Origin of the sequence: Stenotrophomonas maltophilia group sp. Smal17 (assembly GCF_030237045.1) — a bacterium.
GTDB lineage: Bacteria > Pseudomonadota > Gammaproteobacteria > Xanthomonadales > Xanthomonadaceae > Stenotrophomonas > Stenotrophomonas forensis.
Map to the genome: position 1 here is coordinate 1 of NZ_JASJSU010000130.1, position 9,911 is coordinate 9,911.

General features: G+C 67.2%; 8 protein-coding genes. 4 read left to right on the forward strand and 4 right to left on the reverse strand.

Annotated elements, in window-relative coordinates:
- Positions 1-97 precede the first annotated feature (97 nt).
- Positions 98-1,228, reverse strand: coding sequence for a DUF3103 family protein (locus QRO93_RS20350; protein WP_180880291.1), 1,131 nt, complete (start codon positions 1,226-1,228; stop codon positions 98-100).
- A 186-nt stretch (positions 1,229-1,414) separates the two neighbouring features.
- Positions 1,415-2,665, reverse strand: coding sequence for a DUF819 domain-containing protein (locus QRO93_RS20355; RefSeq protein WP_285304339.1), 1,251 nt, complete (start codon positions 2,663-2,665; stop codon positions 1,415-1,417).
- 134 nt (positions 2,666-2,799) lie between these two features.
- On the opposite strand from QRO93_RS20355, the gene QRO93_RS20360 reads away from it, so the two are divergent.
- On the forward strand, positions 2,800-3,189 hold the full coding sequence (locus QRO93_RS20360) for a VOC family protein (protein WP_180880289.1): 390 nt from the start codon (positions 2,800-2,802) through the stop codon (positions 3,187-3,189).
- A gap of 234 nt (positions 3,190-3,423) precedes the next feature.
- Here the strand turns inward: QRO93_RS20360 and QRO93_RS20365 are convergent, their stop codons facing one another.
- Together QRO93_RS20365 and QRO93_RS20370 are read right to left on the reverse strand one after the other, a co-directional pair.
- Positions 3,424-4,710 carry a HAMP domain-containing sensor histidine kinase gene (locus QRO93_RS20365; RefSeq protein WP_180881078.1) on the reverse strand — a complete coding sequence of 429 codons (1,287 nt, stop codon included), beginning with the start codon at positions 4,708-4,710 and terminating at the stop codon, positions 3,424-3,426.
- Positions 4,697-5,410, reverse strand: coding sequence for a response regulator transcription factor (locus QRO93_RS20370; protein ID WP_133935311.1), 714 nt, complete (start codon positions 5,408-5,410; stop codon positions 4,697-4,699). The genes QRO93_RS20365 and QRO93_RS20370 overlap by 14 nt, the downstream gene beginning before the upstream one ends.
- A 103-nt stretch (positions 5,411-5,513) precedes the next feature.
- On the opposite strand from QRO93_RS20370, the gene QRO93_RS20375 reads away from it, so the two are divergent.
- The 3 genes from QRO93_RS20375 to QRO93_RS20385 all read left to right on the forward strand — a co-directional run bounded on the left by QRO93_RS20375 (position 5,514) and on the right by QRO93_RS20385 (position 9,754).
- A complete protein-coding gene (locus QRO93_RS20375; RefSeq protein ID WP_219626353.1) occupies positions 5,514-7,244 on the forward strand; it encodes a glycosyltransferase family 39 protein in 1,731 nt (576 codons plus the stop codon).
- Between the two features lie 111 nt (positions 7,245-7,355).
- Positions 7,356-8,108: a phosphatase PAP2 family protein gene (locus QRO93_RS20380; RefSeq protein WP_053450491.1), complete on the forward strand. Its 753-nt coding sequence runs from the start codon at positions 7,356-7,358 to the stop codon at positions 8,106-8,108.
- Positions 8,105-9,754, forward strand: a complete 1,650-nt coding sequence (locus tag QRO93_RS20385) for a phosphoethanolamine transferase (protein WP_180881076.1) — start codon at positions 8,105-8,107, stop codon at positions 9,752-9,754. Before QRO93_RS20380 ends, QRO93_RS20385 begins: the two co-directional genes overlap by 4 nt.
- The last annotated feature ends 157 nt before the right edge of the window (positions 9,755-9,911 follow it).

Consider the following 9,911-nt stretch of genomic DNA (forward strand, 5'->3'; position numbering starts at 1 on the left):
CGCACACCCACAGTGCCCCGCCAACCCACGGAATGCCGCTTCGGCTTTTGACGTTGCCGTTGATTGAAGCGGGTGCAGGGCTGCAAGCCCTGCCGACCTACTCCACCAGGGTGATGGGGGTGAGCGTGACCTTGGCGTTGTTGGCTGCCCCCATGCGATCGGTATAGGCCTGCCCGCGCTGCAGCAGGTAGAAGCTGTCCAGGTAATCGATGTCGTTGGAAAACCACGACGACGGCATCGCCTTGAGGATCGCGCCGGCAATATCGGCGATGACCGCATACTCCGGTGCGAACGCACCCAGCGCTGCCTTCACACCGTTGCTCAACGCCACCAGCAGGTCCTGGTAGTTGGTGTCACCGTCATCCTCGAACAACTGCACGTTGGCGGCGTTGAACCGATAGTTGCCCCACAGGACCAGCGCCTGCTGCGGCGTGTAGTCGGTCTTGTCATGGTCCAGGTAGGGCATGTCGACCGTGGCCATCTCCGGCTCCGCCTTGCCGATCTGCAGCCCGGACACCACCGCGAACACCTCCGCCGCGCCCAGTGCCCACGGCTCCTGGTCGTCGGCCAGGCGGATGCGGTCCAGCCGGGTGATGTCCAGTGATGCACGCGCGCCATCGGCCGACAGCTGGAGGCGCTCGGGCGATTGCAGGCCCCGTGCGCGCAGGCCGGCGTTGACCAGCGCCATGCCCTCCTGCACCGAACGCCGGGTATCGACATCGACGATCAAGACCGGGAATGCCGGTGCCTGCCGTGCGTCCAGCAGATGCGCGCGGCCCCGCGCGTCGTAGGCCGTCAGCGTGGTCCAGTCACGATCATTGCCCCGTGGCAGGCTGGCCACCCACAACTGGCGCGGCGCGATGTCAGCCAGCGACTGGCCGTCCGGCACGTAGGCGCGCAGCTGCAGCAGCCCCTCGCCCTGCGCTGGCAAGCCCTTGGCCTGGCGCAGCTGCTGATCGTTGCTGGCCAGCGAGACGCTGGCCTGGGTGTGGACGCCCGGGTCGAAGCGCTCCATCACGGCATCCAGTGCCACGCCCCGTTCCGGTGAGGCCGCCAGCGTGGTGCGCACGGCCTCGGCGAAGCCGGGTTGGGCAATCAATCCCGCCACCTCACGCGCACTGGCCTCGGTTACGGCCTGTATCTGGGCACCACGCGCGGCAGCATCGGCTTGCGCAGCTGCCCCGGCGCTGGCCAACAGCAGTGCCAGCAGCGTGGCTCCCCCAATCATCCGTCGATGCGTCATTCCAGCCCCCGGGCAACGTCGCTGCGGATGAGCGACAGGTGCTGTCTACGCTACGACGCGGCCACCATACGATCCGGTATGTACCGCACAGTTCTGCCTGCGGCCTGAAAAAAGAAGAGCCGAGCATCGGCTCGGCTCTACACGGGATCACGATGCCAGGCGTGGCCCGGCTCAGCCGGTGGCCATCCACTTCAGGATCAAGCCGGTGACATACGCCAGGCCCGTACCGGTGGCATAGCCCACCGTGCCCAGCAGCACGCCCACCGGGGCCAGCGTGGGGTGGAACGCCGCCGCCACCACCGGCGCCGAAGCCGCCGCACCGATGTTGCCCTGCGAGCCGATCGCGAAGAAGAACAACGGTGCACGCAGCAGCTTGGCAACGATCCAGAGCACCAGCACGTGCGTGGCCATCCAGATCGCACCCAGCAGGAACAGCCACGGACGATCCAGCAGCGACAGCAGGTTCATCTGCATGCCGATGCAGGCGATCAGGAAGTACAGGAACACCGTGCCCAGCCGCGAGGCACCCGCCGCTTCCAGCCGGCGTGCGCGGGTGAAGCTCAGGCCCAGGCCCATTGCGGTGGACAGCAGAATCACCCACACGAACTGGCTGTCCAGGCTGAACTGGCTGGCCCAGCTGATGTTGGCCTTGAACCAGCCCGACAGCGGCGCCGCGATCGCATGGGCCAGGCCGACGCCGCCGAGCGCCACGCCGACGATCACCATCAGGTCGGTCATGCTGGGAATGCGCGCATTCTGCGCCTCGTAGGCACTGATGCGGGCCTTCATCTCGTCGATGGCGCGGGTATCGGCACCGTTGCGGGTGTCGATCTGCTGCGCACGGTTGGCCAGGAACAGCAGGATCGCCATCCACAGGCTGGCGCAGGCCACGTCGACCACCGCGAACTGTCCGAAAGTGGTGGCATCGGTACCGAACACTTCGCGCATCGCGACCATGTTGGCGCCGCCGCCAATCCAGCTGCCAGCCAGTGCGGCCATGCCGGCCCAGGTGTCGCCGGCCACGGTTTCCGGGTGGATCAGCTTCATCAGCTGGAACGAGACGATGGCGCCGAGCATGATGCCGGCGGTACCGGCACAGAACACGATCAGCAGTTTCGGACCGAGCTTGGCGATGCCCTTGAGATCGATCGACAGGGTCAGCAGGACCAGCGCCGCAGGCAGCAGCACATCACGCGCAACCGGGTTGTACAGCGAGGTGTTGTGGCCATCGATGACACCGGCGGTGTTGTAGAGGGCGGGGATGAAGTAGCACAGCAGCAGTGCCGGCACCCAGGCGAAGATCTTCTTCAGCAAGGGGGTCGGACCGCTGGCAGCCCAGAAGATCAGGGCCAGGGTGGCGGCAATCAGGCCCAGTCCAACGATGTCGTTGCTGATCAGGGCAGTAGCGGGTTCGGTCGGCATGGGATCCTCTGTCGATCGAAAGAGCGGGAAAAAAAAGCGCCGCATGAAGCGGCGCAGGTTGAGATTAACATTGTCTTCACGCCGGGTCATGCTGCAGTGCCGACCACGACCCCATCCCCTCCGGGAGCCTCCCCATGCAGCTCGGCGCTTTCTCGGTCAGCCTCTCGGTGAAGAATTTGGCCGCCTCCCGCGCGTTCTACGAAGCCCTGGGCTTCTCGGTCACTGGTGGCGACCCGGCACAGAACTGGCTGGTACTGCGCAGCAACGGCACGGTGATCGGACTGTTCCAGGGCATGTTCGAGGGCAACCTGCTCACCTTCAATCCCGGCTGGGACCAGCACAGGCAGGAGCTGCCCCACTTCCAGGACGTACGTGAACTCCAGGCCGAGCTGGACTCGAAGGGCATCGAGCTGGCAGTACGTACCGACCCTGAGAGCCAGGGCACCGGCTACCTGCAGCTGGCCGATCCTGATGGGAATGTGATCCTGATCGACCAGCACGTGGCGCGCCCGGACGGACGGTGACCACTGCTGGGTAGGCGTCGACCTTGGTCGACGGACAGCATGCCAACCAAGGTTGGCATCTACCACGACACAGGCCGCCCATTGCCTGGGTAGGCGTCGACCTTGGTCGACGGACAGCATGCCAACCAAGGTTGGCATCTACCACGACACAGGCCGCCCATTGCCTGGGTAGGCGTCGACCTTGGTCGACGGGCAGTATGCCAACCAAGGTTGGCATCTACCGGCGCGGCCCGATCAGGCCGGGCGCGAAGCGCTGAAATCCAGGGTGGCGCGCGTACCTCGCGCTTCGCAGGGCTGCAGCCGCAGGGTCCATCCCAGGTGTTCGCACAGGCGCGCGATCAGGTCCAAGCCGATGCCCCCACCGCGGTCGGCGCGGTCGCCCCGGGCCATGCGCGCGTGAATCGCGGCGATCTCCTCCGGGCTCATGCCGTGCCCCGGGTCCTGCAGGGTGAGCACTGCCGACGAACTTAGTCGCAGTTCGATATGGCCACGGCCGCTGTTCTCGATGGCGTTGCGCAACAGGTTGCCGATCGCCGCCTGTACCACCGCCAACGGCGCAACAATATCCACCGGCGCGGCCTGGATGCCGATGCTCAGGTCCTTGTCGCCAAGCAGGTGGCGGTGGTCATCGACAATCTCGGGCAGCAACTGGTCCAGCGCGATGCGCTCGGCGCGAGCGGCCAGTCGCGCCGGATCGCGTGCCAGCACCAGCAGCAGCTCGATCAGCTGCTCAACGCTCTGCGCCGTACGCAGCACGCGCTGCATCTGCTGGCGCGCCCGATCCGGCAGGCCCGGTTGTTCCAGTGCCAGTTCCGCGGCGCCGGTCATCACCGCGATCGGCGTGCGCAGCTCATGGCTGGCGGTACTGATGAACACCCGCTCACGCTCGACGAACTGCTCGTTGCGGTCCAGGTAGTCATTCAGCGCATCGGCGATGGTATGCAGCTCGGAACTGCCGCGCGGGTCCACGTTGATGCGCTGCCCCTGCACACCCGGCCGCAGCGCACCGATATGCTGGGCCAGCAGGCTCAGCGGACGCACCATCCGCTCCATGCCGAACGAAGCCATCAGCACGGTGACGAAGATCATGATCACCCCGGCCAGCATCACCCAGCGCGTCGCGAACTGCTCCAGGTCATGGAAGTCGGAGATGTCCAGCGCCAGCGCCACCCGCCCCATCGAGCCGGTGTCGCGCACCATCACGGCGGTCTGCCGCCCCTTGATCGGTACCCCATCGTGCAGCCCCGGGTGCAGCGTGCGCACGCTCTCGGGCATGTTGCCTTCATCGAAACGGAACAGGCTGAGCGTGTCCGAGTCCTGCCAGCGGTAATGCGGCTCGTGCTCGGTATGGTCGACGATGCTGTCCAGTTCGGAGTTGAGCAGCGCGCGCCAGGCCGCATGCTCGGCGTGCTCATGCACGTAGTTGCCGACGCTGAACACCGCGATCGACAACAGCGCCAGGTAGCCCAGCAACCACCACACCACGCGCCGGTACAGCGGTCCCGGCTTACGCGCCTTCATCGTCATCCCTGGCCGGATCGTTGGCCGAAGTCACGGCCAGCCGGTAGCCGACCCGCGGCAGGGTGTGGATCAGCTTGTCAGCGAACGGGCCATCGACGCTGCGGCGCAGTTCGTAGACATGCGAACGCAACAGGTCTCCATCCGGTGGCTCGTCACCCCATAAAGCGAATTCCAGCTGCTGGCGGGTGACCGCACCGGGGCTGGCGCGCATCAGCACTTCCAGCAGCTTGCGGCAGGCCGGGTACAGATGCAGTACCTGGCTGCCGCGCTGCGCCTCCAGGGTGGCCAGGTCCAGCACCAGGTCGCCCACCTGCAGCCGCTTGCGCGGATTGCGGCCCTGCGCACGCAGCAGCAGCGCCTCCAGCCGCACCTCCAGCTCGGGAAGGGCGAACGGCTTGGTCAGGTAGTCGTCGGCACCGGCGCGGAAGCCGGCGATCTTGTCCGGCAGCTCGTCACGTGCGGTCAGCATGATCACCGGCACCTCCGAGGCGTGCTCGGCGCGCAGACGGCGCAGCACCTCCGGCCCCTCCATGCGCGGCAGCATCCAGTCCAGGATCACCGCATCGTAGGGGTGGCTGCCGGCCAGGTGCAGGCCGGTGATGCCATCCGGGGCCACGTCCAGCACATGCCCGCGCGACTCGAAATAGTCGAACAGGTTGGCCACCAGCTGGCGGTTGTCCTCGATCACCAACAGACGCATGCACGAAACATCCACGGAAGTTCGTAACATGGTAGCGCTGCCCATGTCGGAATGCGGTCGCCTTGGCCACCTCCGACGCTTTTCCCACCCCCGCCGCCTCAGAATGGCTGTTTTGCTCCCGGAGCCCGCCGTGCCCGTAGCCCTGCCCCGTCGTTGGCGCCTGCCCCTGCTGTGGCTGCTGATCATTGCCGCGCTGGCGGCCGGTATCGGCATGCGCCAGCCGCAACCACCGGACGAGCCCCGCTTCGTGCTGGCTGCCCGCACCATGGTCGAGAGCGGGCAATGGCTGCTGCCCCACCGTGGCGTCGAGCTGTATGCGGAAAAGCCTCCGGTGTTCATGTGGCTGCAGGCGGCGGCCTACGAGGTGGTGGGCAGCTGGCAATGGTCATTCCTGCTGCCCTCGCTGCTGGGTGCCCTGCTCAGCCTGTGGCTGGTCTCGGACCTGGCGCGGCGCCTGTGGTCCCCCCGGCATTCGCTGTACGCCGTGGCTGCGTTGTTCTGCACCCTGCAGTTCGGCCTGATGGCCAAGCGCGCGCAGATCGACATGGTGCTGGTGGGCATGACCACGGTGGCCCTGTGGGGCCTGATGCGCCACCTGTGCGAACGCCGCAACCTGCCCGCCCTGTGGCTGGCCGGTTTCGCCGCCGGTGTCGGCACGGTAACCAAGGGCGTGGGTTTCCTGCCGCTGCTGATGGTGCTGCCCTGGTTCGGCTGGTGGCTGTACCAGCGTCGCCGTGGCCATGTGGTGGAGGGCCCGCATCCGGCCAGCCTGCTCTGGCTCATCCCGGCCTTCCTGCTGGGCGTGGGAGTGTGGCTGGCACCGCTGGGCTGGGCCCTGCTGCATGCGCCCAGCGCCGAGCTTCAGGCCTACGCGCATGAGCTGTTGTTCAAGCAGACCGGCACCCGCTACGCCAACGCCTGGCATCACCGCCAGCCGGTCTGGTACTACCTGCAGGTGATCCTCACCCTGTGGCTGCCAGGCAGCCTGCTGCTGCCGCTGCTGTTCAAGCCGTGGTGGCGCCGCCTGCGCCGTGGCGACCGCCGGCAGTGGCTGCTGCTGGGCTGGGCGCTGCTGGTGCTGGTGTTCTTCAGTGCCAGCCCGGGCAAGCGCGAGGTCTATCTGCTGCCGATGCTGCCGGCGATGGCGCTGGCCGTCGCACCGCTGCTGCCGGGCCTGCTGCGCCGGCTGTGCGTGCGCCGCTACCTGTTCGGCTACAGCGTGGTGCTGATGCTGGCCACCGGCGTGCTCGGCGTGATGCTGATGACCGAACACCCGTGGGCGGTGGCGCAGCTGGAGCGCCGGGCCATGCCTGACACCCTGCTGCCGGTGCTCGGCGACGGCCTGCTGACCTTCGCCATCGCCCTGGCCACGTTGATCGTATGGCTGCGGGTACGGCGCGCTGCGACACTGGTGCTGCTGACCCACGGCATGCTGTGGATGCTGTACGGGCTGGTGCTGATCCCGGCGCTGGACCCCTACGCCTCGGCCTCGGCGCTGATGCGCCGGGTTGGCACACGGATCGGCCCCGATGCCGAACTGGCGCTGGTGGCCTGGCGCGAACAGAACCTGCTGCAGGCCGACCGCCCGGTGCGCGAGTTCGGCTTCAAGCGCCCCTGGCCCGAGCAATGGCACGATGCCGGCCCGTGGCTGGCCGAAGCGCCGGACAAGCGCTGGCTGCTGGTACTGGACGATGCGATGAGCCCCTGCGTGGACCCAGCCAAGGTGATCGACATCGGCGTGGCAAACCGCAATCGCTGGCAGCTGCTTCCGGGTACCGCCTGGGACCCGCAATGCCATGCCGAGCGGGCCGGGTCGACCGCCGAAGAAGACTGAACGTTGGCTCGTGCCGGGCAAACATTAACCCGGCACGAACGAGCGTCCGACCCTTCTCCGACATCCAGGTGACGAGCATGGCCGCGGATTCCCGAACCGCCCTTTCCCAGCATGCCCGTCCGTCCCATTGATTCGGTAGCGCCGCTTGCGACATCGCCGCTGGCGTCAAGATTTGCCGTAACCCACCTCTGGCTGCCTGTCGCCATCGGCCTGCCCGTGTTCGCGCTGCTGATGGGCTTCGGTGGCGATCAGTGGGTCGCCGACCACCTGTTCCGCCTTGAGGGTGGCCACTGGGCGTTGCAGGACGCCTGGGTCACCCGCACGCTCGTCCACAAGGCCGGCAAGTGGATGAGCACGGCAGCCGCGCTGGTGGCGATCCTGTTGTGCTTCCACCATTGGCGCAAGGGCCGTGACCGGACCCTGCGCTGGGCGCTGCTCTATGTCGTTGTTGCCATGGCGTTGGGCACCGGAGTGATCTCCCTGCTGAAGTCGCTGGTGCCGATGGAATGCCCGTGGGACCTGCTGCGCTATGGCGGCCACCAGCCCTTCATCGGACTGTTCACGCTGCGCCCGGCCGGCATGGCACCGCAGGCGTGTTTCCCGGCCGGGCACGCCAGCGCGGGCTACGCCTGGCTTTGCCTGTACTTCTTCGCTCTGCTGTGGCGGCCGTCGTGGCGCTGGGCGGGGTTGTGGATCGGCCTGGGCAGCGGCCTGGTGTTCGGCATCAGCCAGCAGCTGCGCGGTGCGCACTTCCTTTCGCATGACGTTGCCACGGCCTTGACGTGCTGGCTGCTTTCGTTGGGCCTGTATGTCCTGATCCGCCGTCAGCTGGACCGTCCCCACCGCCAGGAGGCAAACGCATGAGCGCATCGGTCCAACGCTCTACCCGCCTGCCGGCCCTGGCAAGCGTCCTCCGCTGGCGGCCGCAGCTGTCCACCGAAGCACTGATCGCGCTGACCAGCCTGTTCTTCGCGGTGGCCGGCAACGGCCTGTTCTGGCACAGCGCGATGGCCAGCCATCCGGGCAGCCTGCGCTACGCCCTTTCGCTGCTGCTGTTGCTGCTGGGTACGCACGGCGTACTGCTCGGCATCCTGGTCTGGCGCTGGAACGCCAAGGTGGTGATCAGCCTGCTGCTGCTGGTGACTGCATTCGCCGCGCACTACATGAGCCGTTACCACATCTACCTGGATGCGGACATGCTGCGCAACGTGCTGGCGACCGACCCCAAGGAAAGCCGCGAACTGATGACGGTGTCGCTGGTGTGGCCGGTGCTGCTGCTGGCGGTGCTGCCGATGGTGGTGCTGTGGCGGGTGCAGCTGCGCCGCCGCAGCTGGGGCCGCAGCCTGCTGTGGCGCCTCGGCTTCCTGGTGGTGGCCGCAGTGACCGCGGTCGGCGGCGCGTTGATCTCGTTCCAGGACGTCTCGGCGCTGATGCGCAACCAGCGCGAAGTACGCTATCTCGCCACCCCGGCCAACGTGCTGCTGGGCATGCCGCGTGCACTGCGTGGCGACAATCCGGTGCAGCGCGCGCCGAAGCTGCCGATCGGCACCGACGCCAAGGCCACCCCGCGTGCACCGGCCAGCAAGCCGCGCCTGCTGGTGATCGTGATGGGCGAGACCGTGCGCGCGCAGAACTGGGGCCTCAACGGCGGCCGCAACACCACGCCGGAACTGGCGCAGGCGCCAGTGATCAACTTCCCGGACATGCACTCGTGCGGCACCAGTACCGAAGTCTCGCTGCCGTGCCTGTTCTCGCCGTGGGGCCGCCACGACTACGACGAGAAGAAGATCCGCGCGCACCAGTCGCTGCTGCATGTGCTGAACCGTGCCGGTATCGCACCGCTGTGGCGTGACAACCAGTCCGGCTGCAAGGGCGTGTGCGAAGGCCTGGACTTCCAGTCGTTGTCCGACGCGACCACGCCGGGGCTGTGCGCCGATGGCCGCTGCATGGACGAGATCCTGCTGCAGGATCTGGCCACCCAGGTGCGCGCCAAGCCCGGCGACCGGGTGGTGGTGCTGCACCAGCTGGGCAACCATGGACCGGCCTACTTCGAGCGTTATCCACCGGCATTCCGCCGCTTCACCCCGACCTGCGACACCCGCGACATCGGCCGCTGCTCGCGCGAGGAGATCACCAACAGCTACGACAACGCCGTGCTGTACACCGATCACTTCCTGAGCAAGACCATCGGCACGCTGCAGGGCCTGCAGGACTACGACACGGCGATGATCTACCTGTCCGACCACGGCGAGTCGCTGGGCGAGAAGGGCCTGTTCCTGCATGGCGTGCCCTACGCCATCGCACCAGCCGAGCAGACCCGCGTGCCGATGACGATGTGGTTCTCACCGGGCTTCGCCAGCAGCCGCGGGCTGGACCTGCAGTGCGTGCGCAAGCGTTCGGCGGCGTACACCGACCACGACAACCTGTTCCCGTCGGTGCTGGGCCTGATGCAGGTGAAGACCTCGCTGTATGAGCGCGACCGCGACGTGTTCGCCAACTGCGAGAGTTGAGGGTTGTTAGGCAGGGCTTGCAGCCCTGCACCTGCTCAATGCAAAGGCAACGGCCAAAGCAAGAGCGGCATTCCGTGGGTTGGCGGGGTGGGTCCGGTTGAGGGGGACGCCGTAAATACGTCCATGTAGGCTCGGTCGCCGCATCCATGCGGCTCAC